Below are 14,519 nucleotides of genomic sequence, written 5' to 3'. Positions count from 1 at the left end.
ATACTCGCTCTTTTTAGATTATTTAACAACAATATTTACCAATTTATTCGGAATCGCAATAACTTTAACGATATTTCCTTCCACTTCGACTGCTTCTAAAGCTACTTTTTCAAGTTGGTCTTTTGGTAAATCTTTTTCAATCATGACTTTAGCTTTTAACTTACCGTTGATTTGAACGACAATTTCTATTTCATCTTCAACAAGTTTGCTTTCATCAAATGATGGCCACGCAACATACGAAATACCTGCTTCATTACCGAGTTCAACCCAAAGTTCTTCTGCAAGGTGAGGTGCAAACGGAGCTAAAAGTTGAACAAAGCCTTTCGCATATTCAAGCGGTAATGTTTTAGCCTTATTGGCTGCATTTACAAAGATCATCAATTGAGAAATTGCTGTATTAAACAACATGTGATCCAAGCGCTCGGTAACGTTTTTAACTGTTTCATTATAAACTTTATCTAGGCTACCATCATTTTCTTCAATGATTGTGCTATTGCTGAGCAAACGGACCACACGATCCAAGAATTTACGTGCACCTTCTAGTCCTTCTTCTGACCAAGGAATACTTGCATCTAAAGGCCCCATGAACATTTCATAAACACGTAAAGTATCGGCTCCGTAACGTTTAACGACATCATCGGGATTAACTACATTTTTCAATGATTTAGACATTTTAGCTGGAGCTTGCTCAAGCTCTTCGCCAGTCTCAACATTGTAATAAGAGCCATCACGTTTTTCAACCTTATCTGTAGCAACCAAAGCACCGCGACTATCGCGATAAGAAGTTCCCAAAATCATCCCTTGATTGAAAAGTTTTTGGAAGGGTTCATTTGTTGGAACAACACCCAAGTCAAAGAGAACTTTATGCCAGAATCGTGCATAGAGAAGGTGAAGAACCGCATGTTCGGCTCCGCCGACATAAATATCAACAGGAAGCCATTCTTTAATCAGCTCTGGATCAGCAATAGCTTGGCTATTTTTAGGATCAATGTAGCGCAAGTAATACCATGACGAACCAGCCCATTGTGGCATTGTATTTGTTTCACGACGACCTTTTACACCATCTTCGCGTGTCACAGTCAGCCAATCTGTTAAATTCGCCAAAGGTGATTCACCAGTACCTGACGGTTTAATATTTGAAGTTTTTGGTAAAACTAATGGCAGTTCTTCTTCTGGAACAGCAGTAGTTGTACCATCTTCCCAATGAATAATTGGGATTGGCTCGCCCCAATAACGTTGACGACTAAAGAGCCAGTCACGTAGACGATAAGTCACTTTACGAGAGCCGATACCTTTTTCTTCCAGATAAGCGACCATTTTTTCAATCGCTTCTTCCTTTTCCATACCATTCAAGAAATCAGAATTTATAATTTTTCCACCTTCTGTATGGCAGGCTTCTTGAACATTTCCACCATCAAAAACAGGAACGATTTCTAAGTCATAGACTTTAGCGAATTCCCAATCTCGTTCATCATGTCCAGGTACTGCCATAACGGCACCATGTCCGTAGCTTGCAAGAACATAATCAGCAATCCAGATAGGCATTTTTTTGCCACTTACTGGATTAATTGCGTATGCACCTGTCCAAACACCAGTCTTATCCTTTGCCAAGTCTGTACGAGCCAAATCTGACTTAAGGCTGGCTTGGTGTTTATATTCTTCTACAGCATCAGCTTGTTCAGCAGTAGTAATTTTTTCTACTAATGGGTGCTCTGGTGCAAGAACAGCAAATGTTGAGCCAAAAAGCGTTTCTGGACGCGTTGTGAAAACCGTAAATTCTTCATCAGTGCCCTCAACTTTAAAGTTGATATCTGCACCGACAGATTTACCAATCCAATTGCGTTGCATTTCTTTGATAGATTCTGGCCAGTCAAGCTCTTCCAAATCATTAAGCAAACGCTCCGCATAGGCTGTAATCTTAAGCATCCATTGACGCATCGGCTTGCGAACAACGGGATAGCCGCCACGCTCCGAAGTGCCATCAGGGAGGACTTCTTCATTGGCGATAGCTGTTCCTAATTCTTCAACCCAGTTGACAGCTACTTCAGCTTCATAGGCTAAACCTTTTTCATACAACTTCGTAAAAATCCACTGTGTCCATTTATAAAATTCTGGATCTGTTGTATTTACTTCACGTTCCCAGTCATAGCTGAAACCAAGACTATTGATTTGACGTTTAAACGTAGCGATATTTTTAGCTGTAAATTCGACAGGATCATTACCTGTATCAATCGCGTACTGCTCGGCAGGCAAACCAAAAGCATCCCAACCCATTGGATGAAGGACATTATAACCTTGCGCACGTTTATAACGGCTCAGAATATCTGTTGCTGTATAACCTTCAGGATGTCCCACGTGAAGACCCGCTCCTGACGGATAAGGAAACATATCTAATGCATAAAATTTCGGTTTGTTTTTGTCTGTTCCTGTACGGAAAGTGTTATTGTCCGCCCAGTATTTTTGCCACTTGGCTTCAATGTCAATGTGTTTGTATTCCATATTTCATTCCTTAAAGTTTTTTATAAATTATATTTACAAATCTCAAATTCTATTATATCAAAAAAATCAAAAAAGCAGATCGCTGCTTTTTATCTGGAGCAGAAAATTATTCATGACCAATTAGACTAAATGCTAAAACTAAATCACTGCCTACAAGTTGTAAGCCATATTTCTGTTCATATTTTTTTACTTTATTGAGTAAGGTGTTCCGATGAACATAGAGCAGCTTTGCTGCAGCTGCTTGATTACCATATGTAGTATAAAGGGCACGCACTAGTTCCTTATCTTCCGGACTTTGCAGAAGCTCTTGTCTGACGTCATTTAATAATAAACTTTCGACATGCATGAGACCCTGAGCCAGAATAGACTCACTAAAGCTGGCTTTTTGCTGAAAAAACTGTGTTTCTTCTTGATAGACTTGCTCGAGCTCTTCGTTGGACACAAAGCTTCCGAGGTAATATTGAAGTTTCTCACCCATATCTTGAGACAAGACTTTTAGACTATCTGTAAGCTCTGATTTACTCAGATTATTCCCAGTATATTCTTCAATAACGAATTGTTTTTCAGCATTTTCTCGTATTACATCAGGCAAGATAAATTTTATATTTTCTACAAGTTCTGAAAAATCCGCAACAGCAAATTGCAAGATACGAAAACGTCCTAGAGGTAAAGACGAAAAATCAGTAGTCTGCTCTGAAAGTAAGGCTATTAAAGTACGCTCTCGTTGATTAAGCTCTGCTTCTTCCACGTTGCGGTAAAGTTTTTTTATCTTTTCTATTTCCATTTTTCAAAAAAGTGACCTAAAGGTCACTCTGCTCTTAATTTTCCGTAGGGATGTGTAATTCGAAAAGTGGTGACAATGGACGTTTCTCGTGAATACGGATGATGGCATCGGCAAGCAATGGTGCGATTGAAATCTCAACAATCTTATCACTGCGACGTTCATCTGGTATTTCAATAGTATCCAAAACTACCAACTTATTAATTCCTGAACTTTCGATACGTTCAATAGCTGGACCTGATAAAACAGCATGTGTACATGAAGCATAAACTTCAGTAGCACCAAGCTCTTTCAAGGCATTTGCGGCCAAAGTAATTGTACCAGCTGTATCAATCATATCATCAATCAAGATACACTTCTTCCCTTTAACATCACCGATAATATTCATAATTTCAGCAACGTTGGCACGTGGACGACGTTTATCAATGATTGCGATTGGTGCTTTCAAGAAAGCCGCTAACTTGCGTGCACGGCCCACACCACCATGGTCAGGAGAAACGATTACTAAGTCATCGCCATTGGCAAAGCCGTGACGACGGAAGTAATCAGCAATCAATGGTGAGCCCATAAGGTGATCCACAGGAATATTGAAGAAACCTTGAATCTGAGCAGCATGCAAATCAAAGGTAATCAAGCGGTCTGCACCAGCAATTTGAAGCATGTTTGCGACCAATTTTGATGTGATTGGTTCGCGCGCACGTGCTTTACGGTCTTGACGAGCATAACCATAGTAAGGCATTACCACATTGATTGAGGCAGCACTGGCACGTTTTAAGGCATCCATCATAATCAACAGTTCCATTAAGTTTTCATTAACAGGGGCACTTGTTGATTGGAGGATAAAGACGTGTTCTCCACGGATACTTTCATCGATTTTGACTTCGACTTCACCATCATTATAAGTGAGCACGCGTGATTTTCCAACTTGGATACCAATTTCTTTTGCAACTTTATGAGCCAACTTTTGGTTAGATGAAAGTGCAAACAACTTCAAATTTGAATACGACATGATAGCCTTTCTATATAAAACAGTTCTCTAATTAGACCTTTCCATTTTATCGTGAATTGTGTTTTTTTTCAAGTCCCGATAAACTATCCTAAAGCGAGGCTTTACCATTTTCATCCTAAAATTGAAAAAATGCCTATCTTTTACAGATAGACATTTTTTACTAGATGAGCTCCTTAAATAAACCACGTACAAAGAATTCTTCATCAAAGTCTGTAAGATCATTAATCCCTTCGCCCAGTCCGACAAGTTTTACCGGAATTTTCAAGCTCTGGACTATAGATAAAACAATTCCCCCTTTTGCAGAACCATCTAACTTGGTCAAAGCAATCCCCGTAATCGGTGTTACTGCGCTAAATTCTTTAGCTTGTTGAATAGCATTTTGACCTGTTGTTGCATCCAAAGCAAGAATCACTTCATGTGGTGCAGCAGGCAACTCACGCTTGATAATTTTTCCTATTTTTTCCAGTTCTTTCATCAAGTTATCTTTGTTTTGAAGACGACCAGCTGTATCAATCAAAAGAATATCATAGTTTTCTTCTTTTGCTTTTACGACAGCATCAAATACTACACTGGCTGGATCTGAACCTGCTGGTTTCGTGACAACAGGAACCTCTGAGCGTTTGCCCCACTCCACAAGTTGATCAATCGCACCAGCACGGAAAGTATCAGCAGCTGCAAGAAGGACTTTTTTACCTTCATTTTTATAACGATGAGCAAGTTTACCAATTGTTGTTGTCTTACCTACACCATTTACACCAACAAAAAGGAAAACAGTGAGTTCATCTTGGATATTTAACTCAGACGGTACTTTTTCATCATCAAATTTATCTACAATTTTTTCAACAATTAATTGCCGTAATGCTTCTTGTGATTTTGCATTTGCCAATTTGGCTTCGTTCCGCAACTCTTCTGTAACTTCTAAAGCTAAGTCAACACCAACGTCTGACATAATAAGTGTTTCTTCAAGCTCTTCAAAGAATTCTTCGTCCACAGAACGGAAATTAGCTAAAAAGGCATTGAAACGTTGACCAAAAGTCTTACGTGTTTTTTCTAAAGACTTGTCGTATTTTTCTTCAATATTGGTAGTTTCTTCCTCTTGAGTTGGTGAATCTACTGAAACTTCATTCTCTTCTAAGACTTCTTCCTTTGAGGCAATTGCTTCGACTTCAGCTGCTTCAAGCTCTTCAATTTCATCTTCTAGAATATCAGATTCTTCTTGGAATTCTTCTTTTTCTTCGGCTTCTGCAGCTGAAGGTTCATCTGCAAATTCAGCTACAACTTCAGGCATCGTTTCTGTTAAAACTTCTTCATCTGGCTCACTCTGAACGAGTTCTTCAGTTTCTACTTCTTCATCTACGACTTCCCCTGCTTCAACCTCTGGCTGTTCTTTTACTTCAACAACTTCTTCAGGAACATCTTCGATTTCCTTTTTCTTACCAAATAAACGATCAAATAATCCCATATTTCCTCCTACAAAACATATTCTTGAATGACTTCTGCAACTGCATGTTGGTCATTCGTAAAGTTTGAAATAATATTGGCTTCCTTCTTCACAGTCGGTACAGCATTTCCCATTGCAACACCATAACCAGCCCATGAAATCATGCTTAAATCATTTTCTTCATCACCCATCGCCATAACATTTTCAGGTGTTATATCCAATTGTTCAATCAGTTTTGATAAACCAAAGGCCTTATTTATTCCTTTAGGCATGAATTCTAACAAAATATCACGTGTTTTAAAAATTTCAAACTGGTCAAATAATGTTTTGGGAAATTTAGGAATCTGTGCATCCAGAAAAGCCGCATCTGTACAAGAAACAATCTTATTATAAATTGCATCAGGAGCAAGCTCTTCAAATTTTACGGGGTGAAATTCCAAAAGGCTGTTGATAAAGCCATATTGAGATTGTCGTGCACTCTCCGTGACATAGACAATGTCATCACTTAAAACATCACATGGAATTTCTAAAGCTTGAGTTTCCTGCTTGATGAGGCGAACATCATCATAAGTCAATACTTTCTTTGAAAGAATTTCCCCTGTATTGCGTTGCACTAAGCCACCATTAAAGGTAATGCTAAAGTCATTGAAATCTAGCATCTTCAATGTTTTCAAAAAAGGTTGAATTGCTGCAAGAGGGCGGCCAGTTGTTAAAACTACTTCTACACCTTTCTGACGTGCTTTTTGGATTGCTTCAATATTTGGAGCAGAAATCTCTTTTGCACTGTTCAGCAGTGTTCCATCAAGATCTAAAGCGATCAATTTTACATCATTTGTCATGTTTATATTATAACATACTCTGCCCTACGATAATTGCTCCCTAAGATGCATTTTTTAGTCCAGAAATTAAAAGAGTGAAAGGCATATTTTTTTTACGTATAAGAAATAAGGAAGGTTTTATGAGCTTTAACAGGAAAATTTTTGAAGTCTTTTCCTTGAGATTTTAGCTCTCTAGGTACTTCAGAAGAGAGGAGGAAAAGTCATAAAACTCTAGAAAAACAGTAACATTAAACCATTTTCCATTAAGCACTCTCTAAAGAGAGTGACCAACTAATTAGACTGTGGCAAAAGCCACCTCAGTTTTAGTAAAGGAAACAACTATGACAAAAAAACTCTTTGTTCTTATTTCCATTTTATCCCTCACAATGGGTACAGTTCTCGTGGGCTGTGCAAGTGGGGATAGCAAGACGACAGATACTTCAAAAGAAAAAATAAATCAATCTAAAGAAAACGCTTCCTCCTTTAATTTTATCTCCAGTAAAACCCAACCTGAAACAGTGAAAGATTTTTTACCGTTGTTTGCTCAGCAATTTAAAAAATATAATCAAGTTGCTGAGAAAATTTGGCCCAAAAATGCCGTGACGGGCATCCCTGTAGTTTTAGAAGATACAGAAAGTAAAAAAATGTGGAAAATAAATCCAGATGGACAAATCAGTGATTTTTCCGAAAAAGAAGCTAAGGAGCTGAATGTTGAACGCTCTGAAGCACCGGGGACTTGGGGGTATTATGGCAAGCAGTTTGATAAGTTTGGTGTAGATGCTCAATATAGCCTTGAGGGAAAAACTCTTGAAGGTGGTGGAATGTATTTTTCACTAGATAGCGCTGCACTCAAAAATAAAGAGATGTGGAATCGCTATCCACACTTAGGATCATACGATGCTTTGGTCTTTGTTTTACATGAGAATTTCCATATATTTGAACAAACAAAATGGAATAAACTATCAGAAACGGAGATTGCTAAGATAGGTTCAGAAAAAGACCAACATCTAGGACAAACCGAAGCACGTATTATACGTTACCAATTAATTCAAAACTTGATGAAGGCTGTTACTCATCCAAAGGATAAGACCTTAGTTTTGCAAGCCATCGCAACATATAATGAATATAAAACAAAGCATAAAACTGACTTTGATAATGCACACTATTGGGATCGTACTGAAGGTTCTGCGCAGTATATGGAAATTATGACGGCTTTATATACCTACTTCCCAGATCAACTTAGCACCGATAAGGATATCACTCATGCCATCCAAACCTTAGGGAAGCAAACTAAAGGATACGGCAATTCTACTGGAAATGTAGAAGAATCATATGATATTGGTGCTTTAGCAGGTTTATTATTGGATAATTATGATTCATCATGGAAAATGAAACTCATGAAAGATAAAAACACTACACCAATGAGTTTATTAGCTGATTATTTCCAAAATGAAAAACTTCCAGCTTACACCCCACTTAATGAAGAAGATAAAAACAAGCTTTTAGAAAAAATAACAGATAAGAAAAAAGAGCTCGTCACATATCACAAACAATCCTTAGAAGAAATGAAGAAAGAGCTCCAATCTGCCACAGATCCCAAGCAAAAAGAGGCATTAGAAATGGAAATCAAAGCTCTTGAGGCAAAGATTGCCGCATTAGAAAAGTAATATAAAAAATAAACCATATTCACTTATGAATATGGTTTTATACTGTCGTGATTAAAATAAAAATAATAGTTTCAGTCCCTTGGTCAGTTGTGAGACCTGTTTACTCAAAAAATATATAAATAAAAGTATATTAAAAAGCAAACAATTGCTTGATCCATTGTTTTTAATTCATTGAGATGACGAGTAGAACGACAAGAAACAAGACTAATAATAAAAGCAACTCCCAAACCATTAGTGAAAGTAACGGATTCAGACCTTTAATGTGTAAACGATCCGCAATCCCATCTAGTATATTTTTATTCATATGTATAATATATCAAAAAGTTTAATAGTTTGCAATAACATTTCTTTATTTTCTTTTAAATTACAAAAAGATTAATTCGGAATTTGCTTCCAAAAAGAAAACAATAACTTAAAAGTTATCGTTTTACTTCGCTTTCCAATTTTTCAAATTCTTTTTCAACAAAATATCCCGATAGCCAAATAGCAAAGAGAATTCCAAGCATTCCTAAAAGCATTGATGCCATATCTGCCATAAGTAATTTAGAGTTTATTATCTCAGCAAAGCTATAATGTAGCCGAACAAACCAAAGAATAAGACTAAGAGATGATCCTAACAAACCAAAAAAGAGTGTATTTACAGCAGTTCCTAGAATTTGCTGTGAAATTATAAAGCGTTGTTCCTTAAACTGTAGCAATGTCATCTGCTCATCTTGCTCTACAACTTCAGATAAACTGGCAACTAAAGCCATAGCTGCTTCTGCAACTGCACCCAACATTGAAATAACCATGACCACAATTGCAACGTTAGAAAAGTTTAACCCTATTGCAAGCGATAATTCTTCTAACTCCTCTGTATCTTCAATTGCAAACCCTTGTAGATTACCGATATACTGTACAAGAACAGCCAAAATGAGAAGGGAAAATACAACAATGAGACTTGTTTTAAAAGAAATGTTTGTTACCATATTATCATCAGAAGACATATATATGGCGATTGCCAAAATGAGTACTGAAACAACACTTAAGAGAACAAATGTGTTCATTCCCCAAGAAAGCAAGGTTATCATTGCAAAAATCAAAATGAAATTAAGCCCTAGTCCGACGAGATTTCTTATACCTTCAACTCCCGAAACTAAAATCAGTAAGCCAGTCAAAATAATAAAGAGAATAATTAGACTATTCATTTCTTGCTTCCTTTCTTAGTCCAAAACTTGTCACAACAGCCGTAATCGGAACTGCAAGTACGATACCGATCGCAGAGATAATGGTTTGTAAAAGTCCAAGATTAAGGGCAGTTCCTGCAATATAATTCCATGTGTTCCCATTTCTTAGCAAGAGCAAAGTCATGGGAATCGTTTCTGCCATGAAAATCATAAAGAGCACATTTGTTAAAGTCCCAATAATTTCTTTTCCAATTTCCATGCCGGACTTAATATAGTCTTTTTGAGACATGTTTATTTCATTAAGCTGATTTTGACGATAAAGTCCAAATAAACCGGCAACGATATCTCCAGTACCATCCATAATTGCACCTAAGACACTGATGATTGCACCTACGAAAAAGAATAAAATCGGGTTTTGAGTCACATAATTCATCATTTCAAAATGAATACCTGAATTACCTGTAAGTTTTAAAACAGAAAAGGTCAGCAGAAATGTCAAAAGGCTAGTGAGAACTGTGGTAAATAGCGTAAACAACATTTGCCGTGTAAATCCTAAAACAAAACCTAGTGAGCTAATCGCAAAGACCAATGCTAAGCAAGAAAAAGTGATAAGCGCATTTACAGAAGTAAACTGAATATCAAAAGCGAGTGCTAAAACAAAGTATAAAAGGTTAAGTAGCAAGGACAATGTAAGGAAGAGTGTTGCACGCCATCGAATAAAGCTTAAGGTTAGTCCGATAAAAAGAACAGCTAAACTCACAATCAATGCATCTCGTTTCTGGCCAACGATCTGCATCGTTCCCGCACTTTCACGCAATAAAATCTTTTGATTTTTACGATAAAGCTGTCCAGTAAGTTGGGACTGATTAGAGATATTTTTTAGATTTAAAACCTGATTTTTTTGCCTAGTATTGAGCAGCCTAACTTTAAGATTTTGCTGCACTTCTGTATCTTTATTATTGAAGTTATCACTTAAAGCTGTCTTTTCCACGGTTTTTACGTCTTCAATAATCCCCAAAGGTTCATGATAAAATCGTGCATTATGATCGACGATAACAAAAGCTGCCACTGCAACCAAGCAGGGCAGAATAATTTTTTTCAGAAAGAATTTAATCATTATTTTTTACCACAGTCAAAATTACAAAATATCCTAAGATATAAATAACCGCAAAGGTGAGAATCAGTCCTAAGGAGAATTTTGTTTTTGGCTCATTTTGTGAAATAGAGAAACCAAAAGAAGCGTACTTGCTGTTGGGCAGCTCAATCAGATGCGGATAGTCTAGATTTTCTGTATTGGTCATTAAGGCCAACGTAACAGGAACTTTTTGAATGTTTTCTACTCGCAGACGATAATGACCAACTGGCATTTCCGTCTTCAAAACAGTCATCGCATCTTCTGCCAGAATTGGGGTTTCACCAACTTCTTTCCATTGCTCAGCTTCTTTTTTCTCAAGAATCAATTTCATTTCCATATTCGCGTAAGAGTTGAAATCAATACGATTGGCTGATGTAGTTAAATCAAATGCTTGAGAAATACTTTTCCCTGCTCCTAAGTCGATACTGCCTTTGCTATAACCAAAGTGATTAACCGAATGTTGCTGCGCGTTCACGACAATTGCTTGTTTTGGTTGTTTTTGCATCAATGTTAGCATCAACCCTAAAGACAACAAAGCCATAATTGGATAAGCTATCTTCAAGAGCTTGCTTCGCCCTTTTTCAGGTCTAAAGACAGTTTTTTCCGAAAAAATTTTATCAAAGCTGAGTGCAGCCGCAAGAATGATTAAAGCAAAGGTCATGAATTGGTAACGAGGTTTAACTTCCCAAAGTAAAGTATGAAAGAGTGTAATTCCCATCGTTGTTAAAATTGCTAGAGAAAAAACTGATATCTCCTCTTTTTTTGTCTTCCAAAGGCGGTAAACAATGGCAAAGAGAAATACGGTCATCAGCGCTTTAGCATAAGTTGAGATAAAGATATTAATAGCACCAATATTATCAATGACCCAACCTGGAGCTTTCGTCCAATTGTAATACCCAGAAAAAAGCTGATAATCAGTAGCCGTTGCAAAAGTTCCACAAGACCAAAGTTGCCCAAACTTCGCCAATAAGAGTATTGGAATCATCCATGGATTTTTTCCTAAATGTACTAAACGCTCTTTGATTCCAGCAATATTAGCTTCTTTGGCAGTTTCAAAACCAAAGTGGTTTAGTGTATAGTCACGATCAACAGGTGTCCATTCACCCATTGATTCTGTATTTAGGCCCTCATAAATCCAGTTTACTGTTGGAAAAACATCTGGTCCTTTTAAGTCATATTGCATAGCACTTGCTAAACCACGAGTTACTCCCATGGCCAAAACAATACCAACACAAGAAGCTAAAATGAGCTTAACTATTGAAAGCCATAATTTTTTATATTTTTTTCGTTGACTAAAGGCCACTAAGCCTAAAATTGCTAAAGCAATCAGAATAATAATCACATTGGGGCGCGCAAGGAATCCAAGAGTAAATAAGATTGCCGTACTGACAAATTGCCAAATACCGAATGAACCTGTACGTTGAGCCTTATCAAAACGCAGTGCAACAACCAATAAAACTAAAATCGCAAATCCATCTGAATATCCTACTCTCAATAAGAAGTCATAATTCATTGGGAGCATAAGCATCAGAAGGGCCACAAAGGTTGCTAACTCTGGTCTTTTTTTCCATAGGAAGCGAACCAGCAATACCCAAATACTTGTATTGATAAGGATATTAAAAGCATAAAAAACGAAGTAGTAAGAGATATGGAGTACTTCTGCAAGCTTCATAAACCCAACATTCAAAGCGACCAAAGGCACGAGGTTAGGATATTGCCTAATCCAAACATCCCAAACCATATCTCCTTGCATAATTCGTGTGGCCTGTGCTTGAATATGCCAAGGGTCTCCGAAAACCATCGTATGAATTTGAGTCACAGATAAAATCTGTAAGAGAAGAAAAACTGCAAAAAAGGCGAAAATAAATATTTTCAAGCCTTTTTTATTCATATTATGAAATTTTCTATAGGCAAAACGGAGGATGAAAAAGAGCAAACCAGCACACAACACAACCGAAATAGGTTCGACAAAACCAGCATCCGTAAAAGGTTGCACAGCCATAATAGCTAGGGCTGCAATAAAGAGCCAAAGCAGAATACGATACATGCTTTTATTCAGAAATTCCATTTTTCCTCCTACTGCGTTGAATAAAGTCTACCAAGCCCATGGTTGCTAGAATAAGCATTATTGGTGCAAAGTTATAAAGGTAACGTGAATTAGCTTCCCAAAGTAGTAAGAAGCCTGTCAAACCTGCCATTGAAAGTCCAACAATGAACCATTCTGTTTTATGCTTCTTGAAAATACCTAGGAAGATTTCATACCACATCAATGGGACGATGGCTAACCAATAGAGTGTTTGTGCTGCTTTAATCAACAACCAGCCCGTAATATTCCCTTCTTCTGGCGCAAAACTGGTCCAGTCAAAATAACGGAATATAAAGGGATTAGAATGACGATATGTATAGAAGAAATTACTCAAATCACCGTTAAACCACGTATACATGATTTTACGCCACAATTGAACCAGAACACCTGGAACACCCATTTCCTTGAGATTTTCAATAAAACGACGCTTTATCCCTTCTTTCTTTGATGCTACATCTGTAAATGATTGAGAGTAGGCCAAGACATCAGGATTGAAGCCTCCATACTTATTGATAGGATCAAAAGACATTGTTACCCAGTGAATCATCGGCAGATTGTAACGGTCATTAGCTTGTTCTGAGAAAGCTGGTTCATTTGCGATAACTGCCTTAACACCTTGATGCACACCTACAAAAAGTAATGCTGCTACAGGAACCATAATGAGCAGTTTTTTCCATTTACGGTTAAGCACAAGGAAACAAAAGACAGCAATCATTGGGATGAAAACAGTAGGTTTAATACTATAGCCAAAGAATACAACAAGGCATGCTGCTATCCACCAGATAATCATCTTGCTGGTCTTCTCTGACTGAAGTGCATAAATCATAAAGAGTAAGCCAAAAATGACAAAAGGTAAGGTCGCTGTATCTGTGTAGAGCTGTGCTCCATAAAGATAAAACGGTATAAAACCAAAAGCAACTAAATTGTAAATCAAAGCCATTTTAAGATTAGAAATCTTTTTAATGATTAATGAACCACCTAGAACAGAAAGACTTGTCAGAATTGCTGCTACTACAGTTGTCGCAATGATTCTCGATAAGTTGGTTGTGAAAGGAGCAAAAAGAGTGTTATAGACAATACCGAAAAACTGATTATTGGGATAACGTAAAAAATAGAGAAGTTCATCTTCAGTCATTGGAAGATGTGTAAATGAACGACCACCAAGCTGCATGGTATCTCTAAATATTACAAAGAAATCCCAGTCATGTGCTGTGTCAGGCACATGAATAATAAAGAAAAAAGGCACAAGCAATACTGCAAGCCCTAAAATCCACATTGACATTTTATAGTAATGTTGGATTTTACTTTCTGTAAGTGTGTCGATTTTCTTAACTGATCGATAAACGAAAACCATGTAAGCTGCTGCGATAAACATACAGATATTCCCGAGGATAAAAGCTGTGATGTACTTTTCATTCCAAACAGGTGTTTCCATGATTACATAGATATTTGTTCCAAGCCAGATGAGGCCAAAGATAAGTGACCAAAAGATCTTACACTTTCGCGGATCTTTTAAGTGTTGATGTAGTGTATTCAACATTATTTTCCTTTAAAACGTTTTGTAGTAGTTGATTGGATTTCCCCAATACAACAAAATGATATTCTTTTCCTATATAGATAAAACGAAGCGTTCTTGGCGTAAGTTTTACTGAGCTCATATAATTGAAGTCAATTTCAAGCATACCTAAACGAAAATCACGAGAAAAATGCAGTGCATTTTCTGCTGCAAAAAAGCGACGTTGTCTCACTAAGAAATAGAAAGCGAGAACCAGAAAGACCAGAATAGTTATTTGAAACCAATTCATTCGAAGATTGTTTTCATAGAAAAGAACTTGTTGGAAAGAAAGGAGAATAACCCACCACATCCAGGCTATTTTATAAATATTACTTAAAGGCTGAAAATATCCTGATTTCATA

The 14,519-nt window shown here is 37.1% G+C and carries 11 protein-coding genes; 1 reads left to right on the top strand and 10 read right to left on the bottom strand.

The features are described from left to right. Positions 1-18: 18 nt before the first annotated feature. The 5 genes from leuS to BZZ03_RS07290 form a co-directional block, all read right to left on the bottom strand. Positions 19-2,499, bottom strand: a complete 2,481-nt coding sequence (gene leuS, locus BZZ03_RS07310; RefSeq protein WP_086582887.1) for a leucine--tRNA ligase — start codon at positions 2,497-2,499, stop codon at positions 19-21. 106 nt (positions 2,500-2,605) lie between these two features. Then, a complete protein-coding gene (locus BZZ03_RS07305) occupies positions 2,606-3,283 on the bottom strand; it encodes a helix-turn-helix domain-containing protein (protein WP_019293844.1) in 678 nt (225 codons plus the stop codon). A 34-nt stretch (positions 3,284-3,317) separates the two neighbouring features. After that, complete coding sequence (locus tag BZZ03_RS07300; RefSeq protein ID WP_004256224.1) at positions 3,318-4,289, bottom strand: ribose-phosphate diphosphokinase; 972 nt, start codon at positions 4,287-4,289, stop codon at positions 3,318-3,320. Positions 4,290-4,449: 160 nt separating this feature from the next. Further along, complete coding sequence (gene ftsY, locus BZZ03_RS07295; protein WP_086582886.1) at positions 4,450-5,751, bottom strand: signal recognition particle-docking protein FtsY; 1,302 nt, start codon at positions 5,749-5,751, stop codon at positions 4,450-4,452. An 8-nt stretch (positions 5,752-5,759) separates the two neighbouring features. Beyond that, positions 5,760-6,569, bottom strand: coding sequence for a Cof-type HAD-IIB family hydrolase (locus BZZ03_RS07290; protein WP_046400966.1), 810 nt, complete (start codon positions 6,567-6,569; stop codon positions 5,760-5,762). A 320-nt stretch (positions 6,570-6,889) separates the two neighbouring features. On the opposite strand from BZZ03_RS07290, the gene BZZ03_RS07285 reads away from it, so the two are divergent. Beyond that, positions 6,890-8,215, top strand: a complete 1,326-nt coding sequence (locus BZZ03_RS07285; RefSeq protein WP_086582885.1) for a hypothetical protein — start codon at positions 6,890-6,892, stop codon at positions 8,213-8,215. Positions 8,216-8,634: 419 nt separating this feature from the next. Here the strand turns inward: BZZ03_RS07285 and BZZ03_RS07280 are convergent, their stop codons facing one another. Genes BZZ03_RS07280 through BZZ03_RS07260 form a run of 5 tightly spaced genes read right to left on the bottom strand, consistent with a single transcriptional unit; the run spans position 8,635 to position 14,518 of the window. Beyond that, positions 8,635-9,402, bottom strand: a complete 768-nt coding sequence (locus BZZ03_RS07280; protein ID WP_046400964.1) for a YibE/F family protein — start codon at positions 9,400-9,402, stop codon at positions 8,635-8,637. After that, positions 9,395-10,498, bottom strand: a complete 1,104-nt coding sequence (locus BZZ03_RS07275) for a YibE/F family protein (RefSeq protein ID WP_004256215.1) — start codon at positions 10,496-10,498, stop codon at positions 9,395-9,397. The genes BZZ03_RS07280 and BZZ03_RS07275 overlap by 8 nt, the downstream gene beginning before the upstream one ends. After that, positions 10,491-12,584, bottom strand: coding sequence for a hypothetical protein (locus tag BZZ03_RS07270; protein ID WP_086582884.1), 2,094 nt, complete (start codon positions 12,582-12,584; stop codon positions 10,491-10,493). The genes BZZ03_RS07275 and BZZ03_RS07270 overlap by 8 nt, the downstream gene beginning before the upstream one ends. Continuing rightward, complete coding sequence (locus tag BZZ03_RS07265; RefSeq protein ID WP_019335473.1) at positions 12,568-14,142, bottom strand: ArnT family glycosyltransferase; 1,575 nt, start codon at positions 14,140-14,142, stop codon at positions 12,568-12,570. Before BZZ03_RS07265 ends, BZZ03_RS07270 begins: the two co-directional genes overlap by 17 nt. Continuing rightward, positions 14,096-14,518: an EbsA family protein gene (locus tag BZZ03_RS07260; protein WP_004256207.1), complete on the bottom strand. Its 423-nt coding sequence runs from the start codon at positions 14,516-14,518 to the stop codon at positions 14,096-14,098. Before BZZ03_RS07260 ends, BZZ03_RS07265 begins: the two co-directional genes overlap by 47 nt. Between the last annotated feature and the right edge of the window lies 1 nt (position 14,519).

Origin of the sequence: Lactococcus petauri, assembly GCF_002154895.1 — a bacterium.
GTDB classification, from domain to species: Bacteria; Bacillota; Bacilli; order Lactobacillales; family Streptococcaceae; genus Lactococcus; species Lactococcus petauri.
This window is presented reverse-complemented; position numbering and strand designations above follow the sequence as displayed.

Bases quoted from the DNA above. Each gene is read 5' to 3' on its own strand.
- BZZ03_RS07275 (WP_004256215.1), bottom strand. From the start codon at position 10,498: ATGATTAAATTCTTTCTGAAAAAAATTATTCTGCCCTGCTTGGTTGCA.
- ftsY (WP_086582886.1), bottom strand. From the start codon at position 5,751: ATGGGATTATTTGATCGTTTATTTGGTAAGAAAAAGGAAATCGAAGAT.
- BZZ03_RS07270 (WP_086582884.1), bottom strand. From the start codon at position 12,584: ATGGAATTTCTGAATAAAAGCATGTATCGTATTCTGCTTTGGCTCTTT.
- BZZ03_RS07265 (WP_019335473.1), bottom strand. From the start codon at position 14,142: ATGTTGAATACACTACATCAACACTTAAAAGATCCGCGAAAGTGTAAG.
- BZZ03_RS07260 (WP_004256207.1), bottom strand. From the start codon at position 14,518: ATGAAATCAGGATATTTTCAGCCTTTAAGTAATATTTATAAAATAGCC.
- BZZ03_RS07280 (WP_046400964.1), bottom strand. From the start codon at position 9,402: ATGAATAGTCTAATTATTCTCTTTATTATTTTGACTGGCTTACTGATT.
- BZZ03_RS07285 (WP_086582885.1), top strand. From the start codon at position 6,890: ATGACAAAAAAACTCTTTGTTCTTATTTCCATTTTATCCCTCACAATG.
- BZZ03_RS07305 (WP_019293844.1), bottom strand. From the start codon at position 3,283: ATGGAAATAGAAAAGATAAAAAAACTTTACCGCAACGTGGAAGAAGCA.
- BZZ03_RS07290 (WP_046400966.1), bottom strand. From the start codon at position 6,569: ATGACAAATGATGTAAAATTGATCGCTTTAGATCTTGATGGAACACTG.
- BZZ03_RS07300 (WP_004256224.1), bottom strand. From the start codon at position 4,289: ATGTCGTATTCAAATTTGAAGTTGTTTGCACTTTCATCTAACCAAAAG.
- leuS (WP_086582887.1), bottom strand. From the start codon at position 2,499: ATGGAATACAAACACATTGACATTGAAGCCAAGTGGCAAAAATACTGG.